Source organism: Paucisalibacillus globulus DSM 18846 (genome assembly GCF_000482485.1).
Taxonomy (GTDB): domain Bacteria; phylum Bacillota; class Bacilli; order Bacillales; family Amphibacillaceae; genus Ornithinibacillus; species Ornithinibacillus globulus.
In genome coordinates, this window is sequence record NZ_AXVK01000028.1 from 102726 (window position 1) to 125167 (window position 22442).

General features: G+C 36.8%; 21 protein-coding genes. 6 read left to right on the plus strand and 15 right to left on the minus strand.

Annotation, left to right across the window (positions count from 1 at the left end; all coding sequences use genetic code 11):
* Positions 1-85: 85 nt before the first annotated feature.
* The 11 genes from glpK to K332_RS0109025 all read right to left on the minus strand — a co-directional run bounded on the left by glpK (position 86) and on the right by K332_RS0109025 (position 12917).
* On the minus strand, positions 86-1576 hold the full coding sequence (gene glpK / locus K332_RS0108975) for a glycerol kinase GlpK (protein WP_026907152.1): 1491 nt from the start codon (positions 1574-1576) through the stop codon (positions 86-88).
* 20 nt (positions 1577-1596) lie between these two features.
* Positions 1597-2412, minus strand: a complete 816-nt coding sequence (locus tag K332_RS0108980; RefSeq protein WP_026907153.1) for an MIP/aquaporin family protein — start codon at positions 2410-2412, stop codon at positions 1597-1599.
* 213 nt (positions 2413-2625) lie between these two features.
* Positions 2626-3171: a glycerol-3-phosphate responsive antiterminator gene (locus K332_RS0108985; protein WP_026907154.1), complete on the minus strand. Its 546-nt coding sequence runs from the start codon at positions 3169-3171 to the stop codon at positions 2626-2628.
* Between the two features lie 328 nt (positions 3172-3499).
* Positions 3500-4984 (minus strand): UDP-glucose--hexose-1-phosphate uridylyltransferase, encoded by a 1485-nt coding sequence (gene galT, locus K332_RS0108990; protein WP_026907155.1) that lies wholly within the window; start codon positions 4982-4984, stop codon positions 3500-3502.
* On the minus strand, positions 4981-5982 hold the full coding sequence (gene galE, locus K332_RS0108995) for a UDP-glucose 4-epimerase GalE (RefSeq protein ID WP_026907156.1): 1002 nt from the start codon (positions 5980-5982) through the stop codon (positions 4981-4983). The genes galT (K332_RS0108990) and galE (K332_RS0108995) overlap by 4 nt, the downstream gene beginning before the upstream one ends.
* A gap of 89 nt (positions 5983-6071) precedes the next feature.
* Positions 6072-6977: an ROK family protein gene (locus K332_RS0109000; protein ID WP_026907157.1), complete on the minus strand. Its 906-nt coding sequence runs from the start codon at positions 6975-6977 to the stop codon at positions 6072-6074.
* A gap of 290 nt (positions 6978-7267) precedes the next feature.
* Positions 7268-7435, minus strand: coding sequence for a DUF6903 family protein (locus tag K332_RS24195; RefSeq protein WP_169727360.1), 168 nt, complete (start codon positions 7433-7435; stop codon positions 7268-7270).
* The gene (gene gnpA, locus K332_RS0109010) at positions 7425-9596 is read right to left on the minus strand and encodes a 1,3-beta-galactosyl-N-acetylhexosamine phosphorylase (RefSeq protein ID WP_026907158.1); all 2172 of its coding nucleotides are present in this window, start codon (positions 9594-9596) and stop codon (positions 7425-7427) included. The genes K332_RS24195 and gnpA overlap by 11 nt, the downstream gene beginning before the upstream one ends.
* A gap of 10 nt (positions 9597-9606) precedes the next feature.
* Complete coding sequence (locus tag K332_RS0109015; protein ID WP_026907159.1) at positions 9607-10491, minus strand: carbohydrate ABC transporter permease; 885 nt, start codon at positions 10489-10491, stop codon at positions 9607-9609.
* Positions 10492-10504: 13 nt separating this feature from the next.
* Entirely contained in the window at positions 10505-11398 is an 894-nt protein-coding gene (locus K332_RS0109020) for a carbohydrate ABC transporter permease (RefSeq protein WP_245604652.1), read from the minus strand.
* A 163-nt stretch (positions 11399-11561) separates the two neighbouring features.
* On the minus strand, positions 11562-12917 hold the full coding sequence (locus K332_RS0109025; RefSeq protein ID WP_245604653.1) for a carbohydrate ABC transporter substrate-binding protein: 1356 nt from the start codon (positions 12915-12917) through the stop codon (positions 11562-11564).
* A gap of 154 nt (positions 12918-13071) precedes the next feature.
* Here K332_RS0109025 and K332_RS0109030 point away from each other — a divergent pair, with 154 nt between their 5' ends.
* From K332_RS0109030 to K332_RS0109050, 5 genes are all read left to right on the plus strand, one after another.
* The gene (locus K332_RS0109030; protein ID WP_026907162.1) at positions 13072-13932 is read left to right on the plus strand and encodes a helix-turn-helix transcriptional regulator; all 861 of its coding nucleotides are present in this window, start codon (positions 13072-13074) and stop codon (positions 13930-13932) included.
* 133 nt (positions 13933-14065) lie between these two features.
* Positions 14066-15247 carry a galactokinase gene (locus K332_RS0109035; protein ID WP_026907163.1) on the plus strand — a complete coding sequence of 394 codons (1182 nt, stop codon included), beginning with the start codon at positions 14066-14068 and terminating at the stop codon, positions 15245-15247.
* Positions 15244-16236: a UDP-glucose 4-epimerase GalE gene (galE, locus tag K332_RS0109040; protein ID WP_026907164.1), complete on the plus strand. Its 993-nt coding sequence runs from the start codon at positions 15244-15246 to the stop codon at positions 16234-16236. Before K332_RS0109035 ends, galE (K332_RS0109040) begins: the two co-directional genes overlap by 4 nt.
* 7 nt (positions 16237-16243) lie before the next feature.
* The gene (gene galT / locus K332_RS0109045; RefSeq protein WP_026907165.1) at positions 16244-17752 is read left to right on the plus strand and encodes a UDP-glucose--hexose-1-phosphate uridylyltransferase; all 1509 of its coding nucleotides are present in this window, start codon (positions 16244-16246) and stop codon (positions 17750-17752) included.
* A complete protein-coding gene (locus tag K332_RS0109050) occupies positions 17745-18782 on the plus strand; it encodes an aldose epimerase family protein (protein ID WP_425414453.1) in 1038 nt (345 codons plus the stop codon). Before galT (K332_RS0109045) ends, K332_RS0109050 begins: the two co-directional genes overlap by 8 nt.
* 87 nt (positions 18783-18869) lie before the next feature.
* Here K332_RS0109050 and K332_RS0109055 read toward each other — a convergent pair whose 3' ends face one another.
* The 4 genes from K332_RS0109055 to K332_RS23255 all read right to left on the minus strand — a co-directional run bounded on the left by K332_RS0109055 (position 18870) and on the right by K332_RS23255 (position 21940).
* On the minus strand, positions 18870-20009 hold the full coding sequence (locus K332_RS0109055) for an ROK family transcriptional regulator (RefSeq protein ID WP_026907167.1): 1140 nt from the start codon (positions 20007-20009) through the stop codon (positions 18870-18872).
* Between the two features lie 651 nt (positions 20010-20660).
* Positions 20661-20915 (minus strand): hypothetical protein, encoded by a 255-nt coding sequence (locus K332_RS0109065; protein ID WP_026907168.1) that lies wholly within the window; start codon positions 20913-20915, stop codon positions 20661-20663.
* Positions 20916-21080: 165 nt separating this feature from the next.
* On the minus strand, positions 21081-21296 hold the full coding sequence (locus K332_RS0109070) for a hypothetical protein (protein WP_026907169.1): 216 nt from the start codon (positions 21294-21296) through the stop codon (positions 21081-21083).
* A 332-nt stretch (positions 21297-21628) separates the two neighbouring features.
* A complete protein-coding gene (locus K332_RS23255) occupies positions 21629-21940 on the minus strand; it encodes a hypothetical protein (protein ID WP_051359404.1) in 312 nt (103 codons plus the stop codon).
* 224 nt (positions 21941-22164) lie between these two features.
* On the opposite strand from K332_RS23255, the gene K332_RS0109080 reads away from it, so the two are divergent.
* Positions 22165-22442: transposase (locus K332_RS0109080; protein WP_026907170.1), on the plus strand; the 278-nt coding region annotated here is incomplete at its 3' end.

A 22442-nucleotide genomic window follows, 5' to 3' on the forward strand; every position in this document is an offset into this window, starting at 1 on the left:
CTCAAGATTCTCCGTCCAACATATTAACTTATCTTCATTATAACATTGACATTACCAAAATGGAAGACATTTAAAATGTCATCTTTTATTTAAATACTCGTGTTGCCTCTACAGCCTTTTTCCATCCTTTATACAATTCATCGCGTTTATCTTCTTCTATATCAGGTTGGAAGGTGTGATCAATATTCCATTGCTTAGCTATTTCCTCTTTATCCTTCCAATAGCCAACAGCTAGACCTGCTAGGTAAGCTGCACCCAATGCTGTTGTTTCATTGATAACAGGTCGATCAACTTGAACACCTAAAAGATTACTTTGAAATTGCATAAGGAAATTGTTTTTAACTGCACCACCATCTACACGTAGTGATTTAACATCAATACCTGAGTCAGCAACCATAGCATCGACAAGGTCTTTCGATTGATAAGCTAGTGACTCAAGTGTTGCACGAATAAAATGCTCTTTTGTAGTACCACGAGTTAAACCGAACACAGCTCCACGCGCCTCACTATCCCAATACGGTGTACCTAAACCAACAAATGCAGGGACAACATAAACACCATCTGTTGAGTCTACTTTTGTTGCATAGGTTTCACTTTCTGATGAACTTTCAATTAACTTTAGGCCATCACGTAGCCACTGAATAGCGGACCCAGAAACAAAAATACTACCTTCTAAAGCATATTCAACCTTCCCGTCAACACCCCAGGCAAGAGTTGTTAATAGACCATTTTCCGATTGAACACCCTCAACTCCTGTGTTCATCAGTAAGAACCCGCCTGTACCATACGTATTTTTAACCATTCCTTCATCAAAACATGCTTGTCCAAATAATGCAGCTTGTTGGTCCCCGGCAATACCTGCAATGGGAACTTCTTTGCCTAATAAATGATAGTCCGCCGTGTTTGCATACACTTCAGAAGATTGTCTAACCTCTGGTAACATACTTTTTGGCACAGTTAAAATATCAAGTAACTCATCATCCCATTTTAAATCATAAATATTAAACATAAGTGTACGGGATGCATTGGAGTAATCCGTTACATGGACTTTTCCACCGGATAATTTATAAACTAACCAACTATCAATTGTACCAAACTGAAGTTCTCCTTTTTCCGCTCTCTCTCTAGCACCTTCTACATTGTCCAAAATCCACTTAACTTTTGTACCAGAGAAGTACGGATCTAATAGAAGTCCTGTTTTTTCTTTAAACAAATCATTATACCCTTGCTCTCTTAGCTCCTGTACAATGCCTTCTGTTTGACGAGATTGCCATACAATTGCCTTATAAATTGGTTTTCCAGTATTTCTGTCCCAAACAACAGTTGTTTCCCTTTGGTTCGTAATTCCGATCCCAGCAAGTTGTTCTGGATCCACATCTGCTTTTACCAAAACCTCAGCGATACAAGCTAGGATGGATGTCCAAATTTCATTCGCATCATGCTCCACCCAACCAGGCTTTGGAAAAAACTGTTCAAATTCCCTTTGTGCGGATTCAACAATTTCTCCATCATGATTAAATAATATTGCCCGAGAACTTGTTGTTCCTTGATCTAAGGATAAAATAAATTTACTCATAAAAACTCTCCCCTTAACAATTATGCAGATTTTGATTCTTTACTAGCTTTAGTCAATTCTATTGAAGCGGCAGCAATTAAAATGATTGCTACAATAACACTTATCACCCAAAATCCTAGAGAATATTCACCTTCAAAAATAGCTTTATAGAAAAAGGCACCAAAAATACCACCTAAAATCGGCCCAATTACCGGGACCCAAGCATATCCCCAATCAGAACTTCCTTTGCCAGGAATAGGAAGTAAAGCGTGAGCAATTCTTGGACCTAAATCACGGGCAGGGTTAATTGCGTATCCAGTAGGTCCACCTATGGACATCCCAATTGCGACAATCAACAAACCAACCACAAGCGGATTCAATCCTTCTGTAAAATCATTAATTCCTATAAACAACAATCCAAGTACTAGAACAAAAGTACCTATTAACTCTGTAACCAAGTTTGATAGTGGGCTACGCACAGCTGGATCCGTTGAGAAGACAGCTAATTTTGTACTTGTATCTTTCGTTTCTCTCCAATGAGGTAAAAATGCAAAGTAAACTATGACTGCTCCAATGAACGCCCCGATTATTTGGGCAGAAATATAGGTTGGCACTTTCTCCCAAGGAAAATCTCCGACACTTGCAAACCCTAGTGTAACAGCTGGATTAACATGGGCACCCGATACACTTCCAACAGCATAGACTGCGAAAGTTACCGCAAGTCCCCAACCGAGTGTGATTAGCACCCATCCTGCACCATTACCTTTTGACTTATTCAATACACTAGTTGCTACTACACCACCACCAAAAACGATAAGAATCATGGTACCAACTAGTTCCGCTGTAAATTCAGACATCCCGACATCCCCCTATACTATAATGGATTCCACTAGCCAACAAGTTATTAACATTTGCTGCAATATAAACACAAAAAAACCACACCTAACGCAGCATACATCTCGTCTAAGACATATACTAGTAGTGTGGGCTCGTGGTCTCTATCACATTAATTAACTTGAAACACTATTTTACACAAACATGAAAACGTTGTCAACACCATTCTACAATATTTATAGTTGCCAAAGTTCGGGATTGGATGTGCTAACTGCTTTAGCGCCATTTTCAAGTGCGTATAAAACATCTTGCTCGGACCGAATTAAACCACCCGCTATGACAGGTACTCCCGTTTTCTCATGAACCTCTGTTAAAATTCCAGGGAGAATACCAGGTAACACTTCAATATAATCGGGCTGAACTTTTTTACACATCTTTAAATTATTATCCAATGCATGGCTGTCCAAAGCAAACAATCGTAGAATACCAATTACATTATTTTTCTTCACAAACGAAATGGCATTTCCTCTTGTAGATATAATACCATCTGCTTTCACATTTCGAACCAAATATTCAATCCCGTATTCATCTGCTTTAAGACCCTTTACAAGATCAGCATGTACAAACACTTTTTTATTATGTTGGTGAGCAAAGTTTACTAAATCCTTTAGTTGGGAAACACGAGTTTCCAAAAACACAACAATTTCATGTTGACTATTAAGGATTTTCTCAAAATACCTCATATCCCGAAGAACAGGGAAAATATTCCTTTCAGAAATCATAAAAAAAAGACATCCTTCCACCAAAATTCAATAATAAAGAAAACTATGATAGGTATATGGTAACAAATAATTAGTTCGGTAAGCTAATAATTACCTTCATTTACTACTTTCCGCTAAAAATTCATTATTATACTAAATCTTGGCCATGGTGACCGTTTCTGATTAATGCTCCCCTTGCAGCAAGGATTCTGTACTTCTAGAACAAAAAAATCCCCTTCATGGCACACCATTCAGGGGTATTCTCATATATTCTAATTAGTTTACTTTAAATACTCTTCCAGGATTAAAGAATTTCACAAAGAACTTCCTTCACAGCTTGATATCAATATCAATTCACCACTAACTCATTAATAAATCTCATAAACGAATCCACGTCTTTAAATACCCCTGCATCCTCTAGAATTCGAACAAACTTCTTCCCCAGCTCCTGTTGAATGATTTCTTCAGCTTCGATAGCATGGGTTATGGAAGGGTATCTTTCTTTTATTTCCGTTGCCCATTCCAAATGATAGTCCTCTATATGGGAAGGCTGATTGAGGATAAAATTCTTTATCTCTTCCAATTCATTTTTTAATCTTGGTGGAAAAACTGCTAGGCCCATAACCTCGATTAATCCAATATTCTCTTTCTTAATATGATGAACATCGGCATGAGGATGGAATATACCTAAAGGATGTTCATCGGATGTACGATTATTTCGTAAGACGAGATTCAATTCGAATTTACCATTCTGTTTCCTTGCAATTGGTGTGATCGTGTTATGAGGTGTATCCTGACTGTAAGCAACGATATTCGCAGCTTCATCTGAATAATTCTTCCATTTATTTAAAATAAAATCAGCTGCCTCTATCATACTATCTGCATTGGACCCTTGAAGTCGGATCACGGACATTGGCCATTTTAATACTGATGCCTCCATCATTGGAAAGGCAGGAAGGTCAAAAGTAAACGCATCTTCCGCTTTCATCATCGCAAATTCATACCTGCCACCTTGATAATGATCATGGCTAAGAATGGATCCCCCGACAATTGGTAAATCCGCATTGGATCCAACAAAATAATGTGGGAATTGATCTGTAAAAGCTAGTAATCTTTCGAATGATAATCGATCAATTTTCATATCTCTATGATTCTCAGAAAGTATAATACAATGCTCGTTATAATAGACAAATGGCGAATATTGTAAATACCAATTTTCTTTCCCTAATGGAACCTTTATGATGCGATGATTTGCACGAGCAGGATGACCTGTTCTTCCAGAATAGCCTTCATTTTCTATACATAATAGACATTTCGGATAGGTAAGACCGGAATGTTTCATCGCCTTTTCCCGTTTTATCTGTTCTGGGTCCTTTTCTGGTTTTGACAAATTTATCGTAATATCCATTAGGCCATAAGTTGTTTCCGTTTTAAAAGAAATGTTTTTTTTGATTTGATTCATTTGGATATAATTACTGCCTTTACTTAGACGATAAAAATAATCTGTTGCTGCTTTTGGTGATTCCTTGTACTTCTCATAAAAGGATCTATTTACCTCAGATGGTCTAGGCATGAGACAGTCCATGATCGTTGCTGATAAGATTTCTTTATCATCAAATACGTCTTGAATAATACCTTTTTCAATGGCACATAGAATAATTCGTTCAAGAATATCGGGAATCGTCTCCCTTGTCGGTGGTACCGATATATCAGGATAGTCCACTATTTCCAATAAACTCATGATTCGATTACGGCAATAAACTTTGTCCATTTCATCGATTAGTCCCTCTTCTTTTGCCTGATGTATTAACTGTTCCATATCTTGATAAATCACCCTAATTCCCCCTTCTCGTAACCATTTGGTTTTGAGGAGTGCCAGTTCCAAGCATCTTGGATAATTTGTTGAACCGTTGACCGGGTTGGATTCCAGCCCAGTTCCTTTCTTGCTTTTTCAGAACTGGCAATTAATGTACTCGGATCCCCTTGTCTTCGTTCACCTTTCTGAGTAGGTATGTCCTTTCCTGTTACCTTTCGTGCAGTCTCGATCATTTCATTTACCGAGAATCCTTCATTGCTTCCTAGATTATAAACGGTATTAGTACCGCCTTTTTCCAAATAATCTAATGCTAAAAGGTGAGCATCAATAAGGTCCTCAACATGTACATAGTCACGTATACAGGTACCATCTGGCGTATCATAATCATCACCAAACACCACTATATGGGATCGCTTTCCTAAAGCAGTTTGTAAAATAATAGGGATAAGATGGGTTTCTGGACGATGATCTTCCCCTATTTCAGCTGTTCCTCTAGCACCAGCAACATTGAAGTAACGGAGGGAAACATAATGAATACCGTACGATTTCTCTGCCCATTTTATTATTTTTTCCATCATTAACTTGGATTCACCGTATGGGTTAGTAGGATTTGTAATCGTATCCTCTGAAATGGGAACGACAGCCGGTTCACCATACAATGCTGCAGTAGAAGAAAAAATAATTCGTTTCACATCCGCTTCCACCATCGCTTCTAACAAGACTTGCATACCATAAACATTATTATGAAAATACTTCAGCGGCTTTTCCATGGATTCCCCAACAAGGGAGTTCGCTGCAAAATGAAAGACAGCCTCAATCGACTCTTTTTCAAATACAGAATAGAGAAAGGTTTTATCTCGAATATCCCCTTGATAAAATATGGCCTCTGGATGAACTGCCTTTTGATGACCAGTTTCTAAATTATCGATAACAATGACGTGTTCCCCTCTGTCTATTAATTGATATACAGCATGGGAGCCAATATAACCGGCCCCACCTAAAACTAATATACTCATACGAACACTCCTTTTATTAGAAAAACGAAGGGGGCTTAATGGGTCAGTTTGTCCCCTAACTACCTAGTAAGATTTCTTCATCCATTGAGCTAGGATAGATCCATCACTCTTAAACCGGCTCCGATAACTCCTTGGTCATTTCCTAAATTACTAACTGTCATATCTAGTAAACTATGATTCTGTTCTTCGATGATTAATGTGGCCAATTTTTCTCTTACTAAATTTATTACAAATGGATTATGAGTAATTACACTTCCCCCAAATACGATAAGATGTGGATCTAGTAAACTAGTTATCATATAAATCCCATGTGCTAAGGAGGCGGCAAATTCATCTAATAACGTAATAGCCTTATCATCTCCATCGGTATACAACGAGAATAAATCCTCTGTCGACATCGAGTCGTTATCATAAACGGCTATGGCATGTTTTTCTAATGCTGGACCGGAAGCGATAAGCTCAAGCCTATTGAGGTGGCTTTCTTTTCTGGGTGTATAAACCGGAACTAATCCCAATTCACCTGCAAATCCTGCACCTCTAATAAACTTCCCCCCTTGAATGGTCGAGCAAGCAATTCCTGTACTAACCGTACAATATACTAATAGATCCTTTTCCCCTAGATTTGTATGTTTCCATTCTGCAAAAGCTGCCATATACACATCATTATCGATAACAATATTGCTGATATTCAACTCTTGCTTTAGCCTTTCTACAATCGGAAAGTTGCGCCAAGGTAAATTATTTTGAAAAACCGCCACTCCCTTCTGTATATCAACCTTTCCAGGAATGCCGACCCCAACACCATAAATCTCCTGTAGAGGAATACTCGAATGATTTAGAAGTAATTTCACACAAGCCATGACCTGATTGAACATGTTTTCTTTATCAGAGGGATCACTCTTGACGACTTCCTTTTGAATTAAATCCCCTTTTTCGTTGACAATTCCTGCTGCGATTTTCGTTCCACCAATATCAATACCAATCGCATATTTCATCCCTATCCCTCACTTTCCTACCAAAGATGGAAGCTGTTTTCATAAACAATGGAAAACAGCCTGGTTTTAATCAAAGGCTATTTTCTAAAAGATTGTTGTTAATTACTCAATTTGTATAGACTGTGCGGTAACAAGTACCCTAGCTTCTTGATCAGGGCGCATGCTCTGGTTGTAAGAGCCCATGTTTTCCCGAGTCGGGCGCATGCTCTGGTTGTAAGGGCTCTAGTTACCGCACATTTTCCTTCAACTGCGAAAGTAATAACCAACAAACTTTACGAAAAACAGCCTGTTCAAATAAACTTCCTATTATAATCCCAAAGAAGAAATAGAAGACCAGAGAGTCCGATCAATTGAACAAATAAATCTAATCTACCAACCGTTTTTTGTCCCCAAAAGACAAGGAATAAGCTGAAGAAAAATAACACAATTTTTACTATCCGCATGACATTATCCTTCATGGGAATACTCCCTCCATATGATTTCACTTGGTTCAAGTGTCACCTCATAGTTATTACCATGGCCATCATAAACAATCGTGTTCTGTTTTTCACTAGAATTATTTACCACTGCATAGCGATTCGCTTCTGGGTAGGCATGAACTTCACAATTAATGTTCGAACTCATCCATTGATAAAACTCATCTTCTTTATGTGCTGCATAATTCATGGCTCTCATTAATAATCGAGTATTTTCAAGACTATATGGAAGCCCTGAAATATAGACACTTCTTCCTTTTCCAAATGGGGAACTTGCAAGATGAATTTCACCATTTGAGTATTCAATAATCTCCGTTTCCTCACGTAATGCATACACACTATTCATTGATTCACCAAAATCATAATCAGTTAAGTCCTCTGATATAAAGTGGGATTCAACAGGATTATCAAAGTACTTATTCGTAGATAAGCTGAATCCTAACTCCTTATCAACGCCTAATACATTGGCTAATTGGAAGTAGCGTCCCTCATGATGAATGGCTGTTGGTTCACCAACACCTACAAATCCACCGCCATGATGGACCCATTCTCTTAATGTAGAAGTTAACTTTTCATTTAACCATTTCTCGCCACCAGAGAAAGCAGTACCAGCATCTCCTGCATTAATAATGACATCGACATCTTCCGGAACACCATTTTCGATGACATCCTCAAAACTAATAAAGCTAACATCAACTGCTGCACCACTAAGCGCTTCTAATATTCCATGGTAAGAATAAGCCTGTTTATATGGTTTACCATGTGCAATGATATGGGTTTGCCATGTTCTTAGTTTTCCCCATGAATTTAATACCGCTACTTTTAGACCAGCATACGGTTTTACATCTTTAATCTTTTCATAAATATCACGGTATTCATTCGTTACATTTTCAACAAAATCGACAAACTTAGGAAATTGATACGCTAGACTCAAATAGCCACCATAACCAATTCGGTCTAATGGACTTCTCATCAAGGCGCGTCTTGCACTTAGCCAAATTTCATTTGCTTCGATGACAGGATCATTCCCCTCATAGAATGTATCCGGGAAGAAATAGGGTAAGAATCTACCTTCTGTATACTTCACATGTGGAATATCCGCAATAATACGTAAGGTAGAACCATCTCCAACACTTCCAACGACAGCATCTAATCCTGTCTCCTTAAAGTAGTTGCCGTATGGCTCTGTACCAATCCAGTTATCCCCTAAAAACATCATCGATTCCTTGCCGCTTTCCCTAACAAGGTCTACTAATTCCTTCACTTCCCTAGCAACAAAATTCTGAATGAAATCCATATAATCTAAATATGCTTTAGAAGGAACTCGGAAGGTTGTATTATAGTATCCTTGATCAACAATGTCCTCCGGTCGTAGACGATATCCTTTCTCTTTTTCAAAAGCTTCAAGAGCTAAAACGGAAACACTTGCACCATAACCAAACCAATCGACAAATTTTTCCTTTCCTAAGTTATTAAATACCAACGTAAAATGGTAAAAGAACGTCGTAAAGCGAACAACATCTGTATCGGGATTTTCAAGCAACCATTTTTTTAATTGTTCTTTAACAAATTTATTAGAATGGGGTTGCCGCACATCAAATGGGATATCATGAGGCTTATCTCCCCAATCATTTGTGATGTGATTATACATTTGTGTTGGATCCCATTTCATGTAAGCTAAAAAGGAAACCGTATATTCATGCCAAGGCTTTGCATCATGAATAATTACGATATTTTCCTTTTCCTTTACTTCCCAACTATCTGTACTCACAACTTTTCCAGTAGTTCGGTCGATAACTTCCCACCATACTTTAGGGTCATGAACATAGTCAGCCATTATTTGCTCTTTAAAATATCCATCTAAAAATGCAACTTCTATTTCCGTGTCCTTTGCCGTATTATATTGCGACATTAAATACAGTTGTTGCATTTCCTCCAAGTGCTTTTCAGCGAAATCATTATGACCACGTGCTACAAAATATGTCGTGTACACTTTGGCATCTAAATTCTTTAATTCTTCATCTAGTTTCGTTCCATCACTATCCCGGATTGCATCCGCGCCCCATCGTGCCATTAATTCCTTCGTTTCGTTTAAGAAGTTTTGCTCAGTTGGTAATGTTACTCTACCTTTTTGTTTTTCCATCTTCATCCACCTATCCTTTCAATCCTCCAACTGTCATACCTTGAGTTAGTCGTTTTTGTACTGCTATAAATAGAATCAATGTAGGTAACATCACAATTACCATTCCCGCATACATAGGACCATAGTTAGCAGCGGCTCGTTCCGCAGCCATTAAATTCAATAAGCCTACTGGTAAGGTCTTATGTTCTCCAGGCATGAGGGTTAATGCTAAAATATATTCATTCCAAAACAGTAAGAAGTTAAATAGAACTACAATAATAATGCTAGGGCGAGCCATTGGTAGCATGACGGAAAACATCGTCTTGAAGTACCCTGCACCATCAATACTTGCCGCTTCCTCAAAATCAGAAGGAAGTGTTTCAAAGTAACTCGATAATAGATATATGGTGAAAGGGAGTGCTGTAGAAGCATAAATAAGTGCCAATATCACCCTATTATTTAAAAAGAAACCATCCCCCATCATTGCTCTTAAGCCCGTATCCCAATCCAATAACATGAGAAAAATCGGTACGACAATATAACTAACATTGATAAATAATCCTGCTTTTACAAAAGAATGAATAAACCTACTCCCTTTGAAATGAAATCTTGATAAGACATAGGCAGCTGGTAGGGCAACAATTAGTAAAATTAATAATGCTAATCCCGTAACCATGATGGAGTTAATCAGGTAATCACCCATGTTTGCATCTCTAAAAGCCTCGATAAAGTTTTCAAAATGGATTCCCTTTGGCAAGCTCCATGGACTTCCATAGAATTCTGCATTTTCCTTAATAGAAGCCAAGAACACCCAACCAACCGGTACAATAATCGAAACAGCAAGGGTAATTAAAGCTACGTAAATAAATAATTTATAGAGAAAATCAGTACTAAGACCTTTTGCCTTCTTCTTCATCTAGCCCACCTCCTTAATACTCAAGTACATCACGCTTCGTAATACGATTAACAATTGCCGCAAGTACAAATGAGAAGATAAACACTACGACACCAATTGCCATTCCATAACCAAATGTTGAGTTCGTATATGCCTGATCATACATATAAGATAAGAAGACCTCTGTCGAACCATCCGGCCCCCCACCTGTCATCGCTTCTACTAATAGGAAGCTAAGGTTAATCGTACTGATAATATAGAATGTTAAGGTCGTTCTAATATTTGTCCAAATTAATGGTAATGTGATGCTAAAGAATTGCCGCATCTTCCCAGCACCCTCTAGTGAGGCTGCTTCATAATAGCTTTTTGGAACACTAGCCATACTGGACATATACATCACCATGTAATAACCAATTGCTTGCCACACCAATGCACCCGCAACACTATAAATTACAATCTTCTGATTCCCTAACCATTTCTGTTCTAGATTTTCAAGAGAAAACATACCGAACACATTATTTAATAATCCACTTTCAGGGTCATAAATTGCGGAGAAAATACCTGCAATAACAACGATGGAAAGAATATTTGGAATGTAGAAGATAATACGAAAGAAACTACTACCTTTAACTTTCGCATTGGTTAATAGATAAGCAAAAAACAACGCAATAATAATAGTTGCGAGTGCAACAAACACAATCAACACGATCGAATTCTGAAATGAGCGGATAAAATTCATATCATCCCAAAGGAGAATGAAATTATTAAGTCCTACAAATTCCTGATTATTGGAAAATCCTCCCCAGCTATATAAGGACATCCGAAACACCTGAACGGTTGGAACAACCATGAATAGCGTCAATAAAAGTAGAGCTGGAGTAATACAAACACCAATAAAAAATCTTCTTGACCATTTCTTATTCACCATTCACACCTCGCTTCATTAGAAAAACTCATATTCTCCATACACTCATGGACAAGTTAGTTTTTCTATACATGCGGAAAGCCTTTATACTTTCCTAGCCACGAAATAAAACGGCGAGTCGAATAAACTCACCGTTTTATTTATTACACTTTCCTATATAAACGGCTTAGTTCATAGCTGGTCTAAGTTTGTCACTTGCTTCTTCAATGTTCTTTTGCCAGTCCTCATAGGATAAATTACCACTCATCACACTATCGATTGCACCATATAACGTATCTCCCATACTCACTCCTGGAACAGGTTCAGTGGATGCAAATGTTCCCATTGCTGGAAGTACTCCTTCGTCATAGATGCTGTAATACATTTTGTTTTCACCTTCTAATAGATCTGTAATACCTTGAACAGGTTGAATCGCACCAGATTCTAAGAAGATAGACACTGCTTCATCCGAGTACATAAATGTTATAAAATCTTCTGCAGCATCCTTATTACTTGCAGCAGCTGGAATCCAGATTTGTTCAAAGAAAGTAAATGCATAACGGTCTTCCCCATCCTCAAAGGCAGGAATTGGCATCATACCCCATTCAAAGTTTTCCGCTCTTGGAGCCTCAGCCATTTCGCCAACAACCCACGTTCCGTTTGGCATGAATAATGCTTCATTATCTAGAACTAATTGTTGGTTCTTCGTAAAATCATTTGGATTTGCATTAGCTACTGTATTTGGATGTGTATAATCCGCTAGCTTTGCAATTGTCTCTAATACACGTGTTGCTTCTTCCGATTCCCAAACACCATCTTCATATGTCATGGTATGGTTATAAAAATCGGTGCCACCAGAAGCATAAAGCATAGATCCAACCACTGTATCAAAGTATCCAGTTGTCGGGTACGTAAATAATGAAATTCCTTCCTCAGCTGCTAAGTCACCCAACTCCCACATTTCTTCCCAAGTAGTTGGAACTTCCCAGCCCTTTTCTTCTAAAAGTCCTGCATTATAGAATAATCCTGTTGGGCTATAGAACATAGGAGCTAAGTAGGTATCCCCTTCACCATATGGATTCGTTGCAAGCGTGTCCGTAAATCCTTCCAATAACTTGTCACTTACCGTTACATCTTCACCGTAAACATTCTTATCGAAAATGTCTGTAATATTTTCTAAGCCGTCTTCTTTAATTAAGGTTTCAGTCAATGCTTCTGGTCTACCAGTGGCTAGTAAGAAAACATCCGGATATTCGCCAGCTTGCATATTTGGTCGGACAATTTCTTCTAGATTCTTTTCAATCGTAAGTTCAATTTCCACATTCTCATTGGCAGCTTCATATGCATCGGTAATCTTTGTCCACATGTCTGAACCATAAGCAGATTCTAATGCAGCTATATGCAAGGTTGTCTTGCCATCTGCGTCAGACTTACCTTCACTTTCTTTTGAACTAGTCGTTTCATCCCCACCAGAACAAGCTACTAGAACTAGCGAAAATAGTACAAATGATATGGTTAGTAATAGATTCTTAGATTTCATCATTAACGCCCCCTATACTTATTTTTTTCTACACTTCTATCATACCCTCACATAAAGCGCTTTCACAATAAACATCTTGTTGTCTTTTTTATGAATATTGCTTTTTATTTATTGCTACTTTAAAATGGGGGGGAGAATATCGAAGGGGGTTATCCTGTTGTCACATGAGGTTTATCAAGTAACAGACTTCCATACGAAAAAGATGCCTATTAAACTACTATATATCGCCCGTTCAGAATATGATAAAGGATGGCATAGCACGCAACATTCACACCATTTTACCGAATTATTTTACATCGTTAAGGGAAAAGGGTTTTTCGTACTGCCAAATTATGAGATTCCTGTTAAGGAAAATGACTTAGTTATTATCAATCCAAATGTGGAACATACGGAGAAATCGAATAGCCAAGACTCCTTAGAATATATTGCTTTAGGAATCGAAGGACTATCATTTGAACTTCAGGATGAAGCAGATTCACAAATGGGACTATTTACTTATCAAGGTGATCGAGAGGATGTTCTTTTCTATTTAAATACATTATTACACGAGATAAAGGACCACCGAGATGAATATGAAGTTATTTGTCAAAGTATCATCGAGGTACTAATCGTTAAGCTTAGACGCGAAAAGAATTTCACCATCAAGAAGACCGAACCTAAAAATATTAATAAATCTGTCGCCATAATCACACATTACATAAACCAAAACTACAGAGAGGATATCACATTAGATAAGCTAGCAGAAGTAGGTCACATCAATAAATATTACTTAGCACACCGTTTTAAAAGTGATATGGACATCTCACCTATAGAATACCTCAATCAAGTTCGCATTAGAGAATCAAAAATCCTCCTAGAAACAACAGACTATAGCATTGCAGATATCACAGAATTTATTGGCTTTTCATCACAATCATTTTTCACACAAGTATTCAAACGATTAACAGAACAAACCCCCTCAGGCTATCGGAAAGCAATTAGAAAAAAAGCCGTGGGGACAGGTACCTCGGCTCAATGAGCCGAGGTACCTGTCCCCACGGCGCTTTTTGTCTATGGCGCTTTTCATATTGAATCTTTCTCTATTTCATAGTAGAATGTTAATTAAATTAATTAACTAATATATTTGCTGATTACATACAGGAGGTTTTTACATGAATCAAAACCTAATCGAAGAATATCAAAATGTTTTTCAGACCAATTCCGTTCCACGACAATTCTTTGCACCTGGAAGAATCAATTTAATAGGAGAACATATCGATTACAATGGTGGTCACGTATTCCCTGCTCCTATCTCATTCGGAACCTATGTGGTAGCAGAAAAGCGCTCAGACCAGAAATTACGTTTTTTTTCAATGAATTTTCCTGAAACAGGAATAATTGAATGTGACCTCACTAACTTAAACTTTAATGAAGAACATCATTGGGCAAATTACCCTAAAGGTATGATTCAGTACATCATCAAATCAGGACATGAACTTAACCAAGGAATGAATATTTTATATTACGGAGACATTCCCAATGGAGCTGGTTTATCCTCCTCAGCATCCATTGAAATTGTTACAGGGGTGCTTCTAGAAGGTTTATACGATTTAGAGATCAACCCAATAGAAATGATTCAATTAGGCCAAAAAGTGGAGAACGACTATATTGGCGTTCAAACTGGTATAATGGACCAATTTGTAATAAGAATGGGAAAGAAAAATCATGCCATTCTATTAAACTGTGAAACGCTTGAATACCATTATGCTTTGCTTGACCTAAATGACTATAACATTATCATTATAAATACGAATAAGCGACGTGACCTGTCCATTTCCAACTATAACGAGAGGAGAAGTCAATGTGAACAGGCACTAAGTGATTTACAAACTGAACTCTCCATTGAAAATCTTTGTCAGCTTACACCAGATCAATTTGAAACCTATAAACATCTAATTAAAGACGCAACAAACCAAAAGCGTGCAAAGCATGCAGTATATGAAAATGCCCGGACACTTGAAGCATTGAAAAAACTACAGAAAGCTGACCTTGAGGGGTTAGGCAAGCTAATCAACTTATCACACACATCACTTCAAGATGATTATGAAGTAACAGGACTTGAGCTCGACACAATTGTAAGCGCTGCCCAGTCTAAGGAAGGTGTCCTTGGTGCTCGTATGATTGGGGCAGGATTTGGTGGTTGTGCGATTGCAATTGTTAAGAAAGATAGAATAGAAGCATTCAAAAGGAATGTAAATGAGATTTACTATAAAACTATTGGATACGATGCAACTTTCTATACAGCCTCTATCGGTGAAGGAGCAAGGGAGATTACGAGGGAGTGTTCTAAATGAGTGTTTTAGTATTAGGTGGAGCTGGATATATCGGCTCCCATGCGGTGTATCAACTTATTAGTCAAAAGAAAGATGTCGTTGTTGTTGATAATTTGATAACTGGGCACAAAAAGGCAATCCACCCAGACGCAACATTTTACCAGGGAGATATTCGCAATATCGACTTCCTTCGAGATGTTTTTGCAAAGGAATCCATTGATGCAGTTATTCACTTTGCCGCAAATTCTCTTGTCGGGGAATCAATGAAAGACCCGCTCCAATACTATGACAATAACGTATATGGCACACAAATTTTATTGAAAGTCATGACTGAATTTCATGTGAAATATATTGTATTTTCTTCCACAGCGGCAACATACGGGGAACCACAATCTGTACCAATTACCGAAACAATGCCAACCACTCCAACAAGCACCTATGGGGATACTAAGCTGGCCATGGAGAAGATGATGAAATGGTCCGAACTAGCATATGGTATGAACTATGTTTCATTGCGCTACTTCAATGTTGCAGGTGCTAGAGAATCCGGGGAAATTGGTGAAGACCATCGTCCTGAAACCCATCTCATCCCACTCATATTACAGACAACTCTTGGCCAGAGAGAGAACATCACCATCTTCGGTGAGGATTATGATACACATGATGGTACATGTATTCGTGATTATATCCATGTAGAAGATTTAATTGATGCACATGTACTAGCTCTCGACTATTTACAAGCTGGGGGGCCAAGTAATATTTTCAACCTTGGAAGTAACCAAGGATTCTCTGTAAAAGAAATCATAGCTACTGCTCAGCATGTTACTAGAAAAGAGTTACCAGTTAAAATTGGGGAGCGTCGTTCCGGTGATCCAAGCACGTTAATTGCTAGTTCGGAAAAAGCAAAGACCGTACTAAATTGGAAACCGACACGTACATCCATTACGAAGATTATCGAGGATGCATGGAATTGGCATGTAAACCATCCAAATGGGTATGAAGGGGAGTAACAATCAAATGACTATCTTCCAAGATATTGCGGGACTAATAGAGAAAGCAATGGAAGTCAGCTTAATAGAAACAAGTGATCAATTTTATGTTCAGAACCAAGTGCTAAACCTGTTACACCTACAAACCTTTCCTGAAAGGATAGAACATGCAACAAAGGATACCATTCCTAATCTATTAGAAAGAATAATTGCCTATGCAATAAAGAATAATCTAATTGAAGATGTATTAGATGATAAAGAAATTCTTTCAGCAAATCTCATGAACTGTTTTGTGGCACGGCCATCCGTTATAAATGAGATTTTCAACAGTAAATATAAAGAATCACCAAAAGCAGCAACAGACTATTTCTATCATCTAAGTGTAAACAGTAACTATATTCAAATGAACCGAATCCAAAAAAATATACATTATAAAGTAGCCACCGAGTACGGAACATTAGATATCACCATTAATTTATCAAAGCCTGAAAAAGATCCGGAACAAATAAAACGTGAACGTTCTATAAAGCACAAAATAGCCTATCCAACATGTGTATTATGTATGGAAAATGAAGGTTATGCAGGAAGAACTGGTTATCCAGCACGGGCTAACCATCGAATCATTCAAGTTCCAATCTTGGATGAAAACTGGTATTTCCAGTATTCTCCCTATGTTTATTATAATGAACATAGTATTTTACTTTCAGAGGAACATCGTGATATGAAAATCGATAAGCAAGGATTCCTTCGCCTGCTGACATTCATAGAAAAGTTCCCACATTATTTTATTGGTTCGAATGCTGATTTGCCAATTGTGGGTGGGTCCATATTAAGCCATGATCACTATCAAGCAGGGCGGTATACATTTGCAATGGAACATGCTGCTGATGATTTTACTTTTGAACTAAATCGCTTTCCTAACGTAAATGGCGCAGTACTAAAATGGCCTTTATCTGTTTTACGCCTTCAGAGTCATCAGAAACAGGAATTAGTTGATGCTGCTGATTACGTGTTGCAAACATGGAAAACCTATCAAGATGAAAATGCACAAATACATGCATTTACGAATGATATCCCACATAACACCATCACTCCGATTGCTAGAATTCGCAGTGATAATCAATACGAACTTGACCTTGTATTACGAAACAATCGAACAGTTAAGGAACATCCATTAGGAATCTTTCATCCACATGAAGAGGTACATCATATTAAAAAGGAGAATATCGGCTTAATCGAAGTAATGGGATTGGCCGTTCTGCCTTCTAGACTTAAAACGGAATTACGAGAGATGAAGAACTATTTACTTGGAAATACAAGCAACGTGGAAAGCTATCACCAAGAATGGGCAAAAGAAATAAAGCAAACGTATGGACAAATTTCTGATGGTATGGAGGCAGATGATATCATTCAGAAAGAACTTGGTAAAAAGTTTGTTGCTGCACTAGAACATGCGGGCGTTTTCAAACAAACAGAAGCAGGTATGAAAGCATTCAGACGTTTTATCCATGCATTAAATCACAAGCGGAGTGGGTAACTTGAAAATACAAACAAACAAAACAATCGAAAATTGGACTTCTTTCACGTTAATAAATGATAACGATGTAAAAATAAGTCTACTAGACTTTGGTGGCATCATTACGGAAATAATCGTACCAGACAAGAATGGAAACATGGAAAATATCGTTCTTGGCTACCACAATCATGAGAAATACAAATCAAATCCTAACTTTTTTGGCGCGATTATTGGAAGGGTTGCCGGAAGGATTCAAAATTCCTCCTTTACACATAATGGAGAGAGCTTTTTTTTAGAAGCAAATGAAGGAAAACACCACTTACATGGTGGAAATAACGGTTTTCACAAAGCGATTTGGGAAGCAGAACCATTTCAAACGATTGATCAAGTAGGTGTGAAGCTAACCCATACCAGTCCAGATGGTGAAGGTGGATATCCTGGAAACATTCAGGCTAACGTAACCTACACCTTAACAAACGACAATCAATTAATCATCGATTATGACGCAACAACGGACAAAACAACAGCACTAACGATGACGAATCATTCGTACTTTAATTTAAACGGAAACGTATCAGATACCATTCACCATCATCATATATCGATGAACAGTCAACAGTTTATCGAGCTCAATCACGATCTTATACCTACAGGCAACGTAGTTTCTGTTGACGGTACACCATTTGATTTTAGACAAGGTAGAATGTTAGAAGATGGTATTCACTCTAACTACGAGCAAAATAAACTGGTTGGTAATGGCTATGATCATTACTTTATCTTTGACCAAGATCCGAATGTTTTAGTAACAGAATCTAATAGTGGACGCACACTCACCATTCAAACCAATCAACCTGGCATGGTTATGTATACATCAAATAGCATAGTTGATGATTTAGATCAGGATGGAATCCAGTCTGAAAAATATTTAGGCGTTTGCTTTGAGACACAAGCATCCCCAGCATCCTTACATTTCGACAGAATGCCAACCGTTGTTTTAGGAGAAAATCAAGTTTATAAAAAACAAACTGTATTTACATTTGGCATAGTGTGAAGTAGGAAATTCAAGTATTCCATCGTTTAGAACATGTAGAAAGAGCTTAACCTAGAAATGATACCTATGTCGGGGTTAAGCTCTATATTATAAGGGTTCAAAAAGTTCGACCAAAAGCAGGGCTACTGCACCAAGCAGTGTAGCATTATCACCTAATTCGGATATAACAATTCTTGTTCGCTTTGCTTTCATAGTCAGTGCTCGTTTCTCAATCGTCGATAAAATAGTAGGTAAAATAAACGCACTCGACTTTGAAACTCCACCACCTATCACGACTAATTCCGGATTGATGATATGAATTAAATTTGTCAAACCTATCCCTAAGATTAATCCTGTTTCTTCGAGGACTTCGATGGCATCCTGATCACCGGAAGTGGCCAATTGAAATACTTCCTCTCCCGTTTTTCTGTTTGCCCGCTTTGCAATAGCTGGTCCCGAAACCAAGGTTTGCAGGCACCCAGGGTTCCCACATTCACAAACATCCCCATTCATATCGATAGCCATATGGCCTATTTCCCCTGCTATATTCTCTGCCCCATGATATAATTTCCCATTTAATACTATTCCAGCACCTACACCTAGTCCGAGATTTACAGCCATCATACTTGTTAATTCCCCATGATTACCGAACCATGACTCACCAAGCGCCATTGCTCTAGCATCATTTTCAACTTTAACTAATAGGCCAAATTCCTTTTCAAGTTCCGCTTTGATCGGTATATTACTAAGCTTTAAATTCGGGGCAATAAGTGAGGTACCTGTATCTACCTCTACAACACCATGCATCGCAACACCAATTCCAATAATTTTATCCCGATTATTGATGGATCTAAATAATACGTGGATGCTATTAATCAAGACTTCTAGGAATTTGGCATTAGATAGATTCGCCTGCAATTTACTTTCCGCTCGGTCAATTATTTCTCCAGACAAATTAGTTAGGATACAATGAATGGAATCAGGACCTGCATCGACCCCAATAACATAAAATGCTTCATGATTGATGAGCAGCATGGTTGGTTTTCTTCCACCTTTAGACTCACCAAGATCACTTTCTCTTACCATATCTTGTTCGATTAATTCTTTGACAATACTACTAACCGTTGGCGGAGTGAGCTTTGTCTGCTTAGCTATTTGGGCTCTAGATATCGGTTCTGATGTTCGTATTTTGTTTAGAATGATTGATTTATTTACAGACTTCATCAATTGGAAAGTCCCACGCTGCATATCTCTTCCTCCATCTCGTACATCGTTCGGTATTATTATAGCATAGTAAGTTAAATTAACTAAGTTATGATAGAAGCCCTAGTCTATACTTAATTCAATAAAAAATCTATTCAATCATCTCATAAACGGTTCTGTTATAAGGTACAAAATCTAGATAAACATTAAAATTAACAGGGGCAAATCGCATAAGATTTCGCCTGTTATCATTTATGGTTCTATCAACGGTTTATGTACTTTAATATAGCAATTATTATAAGTGAAAATTGCTTGATAAATGCACTGTTAATTGTGGTGTTAAAATGCTGCGAAAGATACAATTAATACTTCATTAAAATCATTTTCACTACAAAAAAATACGCTTTTAGGAATAGTTTACCTCAAGCATATTGGATACTTTTCTATTCTTCTACTAAAGATCGCAATAGTTTAACATCAATAGTCTACTTATTATTATTTTTGGTCAATTCCTCATGTATTTTTTTAAGCTCTTCAGTCTGATTAAGGATGTTATTATTAACTTTTCTAATTGCATCAAATATAGCAAAGAGACCAGCAAAAATTATAATTAAAAATAGCAATTCCATTTGCTTAACCTTCTTTCCAAGTTATATCTTCCGCTAAAGCATCCTTTAATGTAATAACTTATAACTCTTATTTGTCATTATTTTTTATGATTTTCTTCGGTACAAAGTATGCAATAGTTGCAGAAAGAAAAGCGATCAATAATGTTGGTAAGAAGGAACTATGACTACCTGTAATAACAACTGCTTTGGATAGACTACCACTCATATTCCAACCCTCTTCTATATTAGGTGTATACATAAATGTTAAAAGCACACCATATAAAACCTGAAATATTGAAAACAATATTATAAAACTAATCGCAAAAATAATATATTTTTTCAATATAGACGCCTCCAATTTACTTTTCGGTTATATTTTAAGTACGTATAATAAGCCCAAAAGTTTCATTTGCTTCATTCACTATCCTGCCCCAATAGTTTACTAACGGAACTAACATCCCTTCTTGAAGTAATGCACCCGTTACTTTAAAAATGGAGAAATCTAAAATTACTTTTCTATATTAGCTCTATTTTTTGTATCCATTTGATATACAACATCACCATTAGTTAAAAAAATAATAAAATCCTCATCTTCCATCACCGTTTCAAAAGAATAGGCTATTTCTTTATCGTTTATCATTTGAAACATTTTTGTTTGATTATCATATTCAAATACATTACATTCATTAAACCGAACATCACCAGTATAGATAGCTCTAATCATCAATTGCACACCTCGAACCTTATCATATTTATCATAATTATTAAGTTGAACCTATTGAATTAATGCCCTGATAGTTGAATAAAAAGGTATTAGAGAGAATTGATATATTCAATAATCTCATAGCCGACATAATCCTTTATATTTGGATACTTATCCCGATAATAACAATTCCAATAACTAACTACTTGGCTTACAGTTGTATTATAAAATCGTGGATTTTGTGAAATGAAATCTATAATTATGTTTTTGTTAATTTGCTTCAAATTAGCATTAATTACTTGTAAAATTTCAGGGATATATTCGCCAATTAAACGAATTAAATAGGGAATAATTCAATTATAATCATTACTTTGATGAACAATCTTTTTTAAATTATCTTCTCTAATAAAACCATTGTGATGCCTTGTAAATAAACAACTTAAGATTACTTTTTGCCTTTCTGTTAAGGAATTGAATTCTAATATTGAAGGTTCATCGTAGTAAATTCTTTCAGGTATCATCATCTTACTTTTACATAAATCAACCTCAAAACAATTGGAAAAGTCTAAATCACTTGTTTTAATAATCTTATTTAAAACTGTAAAAACATCATCTTCCAGTTCTGTTGGAAATGCATTTAATAAGTCATATTTTTTATCTGACAAATTCTCACCCACTTAAACTAACCTGTTTATTTAATTCGATGGGAAATTACTCAATTCCTTCTTCAACTATCTAATCCTTAGCTGAATAAATTCTACATAAATATTAATATTCCAAAAATAATATTAATGATTTTACCATTAGAAAAGGCGATCTTCTTGATATGCTCCCCTTAAGGTAGACAGATTAAAAAATAAAAATCTGTTTTACCTTAGGGGGAGTTTTTTTGTCTAATAGATCATATCCAAGCGACTTTAAGTATGAAGTAATAATGGCCTATCAAAATGAAGGTTATTCACTTAGGCAATTATGTTTCAAATATCAAATTTCAAAAAACACTTTTTATAAATGGAAAGAAAAATTTGAAAAGGAAGGACTAAGTGGGTTAGAGGAATCAAAAACATGGAAAAGATATTCCAAGGAATTAAAAGTCAGAGCTGTAGAGGAGTATCTATCTGGAGAATATTCTCAAGATGAAGCGATTCGGAAATATGATATCTCAAG

What these genes read in the sequence shown, in the direction of transcription:
- glpK (WP_026907152.1), bottom strand. Translation starts at nt 1,576, where the DNA reads ATGAGTAAATTTATTTTATCCTTAGATCAAGGAACAACAAGTTCTCGG.
- K332_RS0108980 (WP_026907153.1), bottom strand. Translation starts at nt 2,412, where the DNA reads ATGTCTGAATTTACAGCGGAACTAGTTGGTACCATGATTCTTATCGTT.
- K332_RS0108985 (WP_026907154.1), bottom strand. Translation starts at nt 3,171, where the DNA reads ATGATTTCTGAAAGGAATATTTTCCCTGTTCTTCGGGATATGAGGTAT.
- galE (WP_026907156.1), bottom strand. Translation starts at nt 5,982, where the DNA reads ATGAGTATATTAGTTTTAGGTGGGGCCGGTTATATTGGCTCCCATGCT.
- K332_RS0109000 (WP_026907157.1), bottom strand. Translation starts at nt 6,977, where the DNA reads ATGAAATATGCGATTGGTATTGATATTGGTGGAACGAAAATCGCAGCA.
- K332_RS24195 (WP_169727360.1), bottom strand. Translation starts at nt 7,435, where the DNA reads ATGAAGGATAATGTCATGCGGATAGTAAAAATTGTGTTATTTTTCTTC.
- gnpA (WP_026907158.1), bottom strand. Translation starts at nt 9,596, where the DNA reads ATGGAAAAACAAAAAGGTAGAGTAACATTACCAACTGAGCAAAACTTC.
- K332_RS0109015 (WP_026907159.1), bottom strand. Translation starts at nt 10,491, where the DNA reads ATGAAGAAGAAGGCAAAAGGTCTTAGTACTGATTTTCTCTATAAATTA.
- K332_RS0109020 (WP_245604652.1), bottom strand. Translation starts at nt 11,398, where the DNA reads ATGGTGAATAAGAAATGGTCAAGAAGATTTTTTATTGGTGTTTGTATT.
- K332_RS0109025 (WP_245604653.1), bottom strand. Translation starts at nt 12,917, where the DNA reads ATGATGAAATCTAAGAATCTATTACTAACCATATCATTTGTACTATTT.
- K332_RS0109035 (WP_026907163.1), top strand. Translation starts at nt 14,066, where the DNA reads ATGAATCAAAACCTAATCGAAGAATATCAAAATGTTTTTCAGACCAAT.
- galE (WP_026907164.1), top strand. Translation starts at nt 15,244, where the DNA reads ATGAGTGTTTTAGTATTAGGTGGAGCTGGATATATCGGCTCCCATGCG.
- galT (WP_026907165.1), top strand. Translation starts at nt 16,244, where the DNA reads ATGACTATCTTCCAAGATATTGCGGGACTAATAGAGAAAGCAATGGAA.
- K332_RS0109055 (WP_026907167.1), bottom strand. Translation starts at nt 20,009, where the DNA reads ATGCAGCGTGGGACTTTCCAATTGATGAAGTCTGTAAATAAATCAATC.
- K332_RS0109070 (WP_026907169.1), bottom strand. Translation starts at nt 21,296, where the DNA reads ATGATTAGAGCTATCTATACTGGTGATGTTCGGTTTAATGAATGTAAT.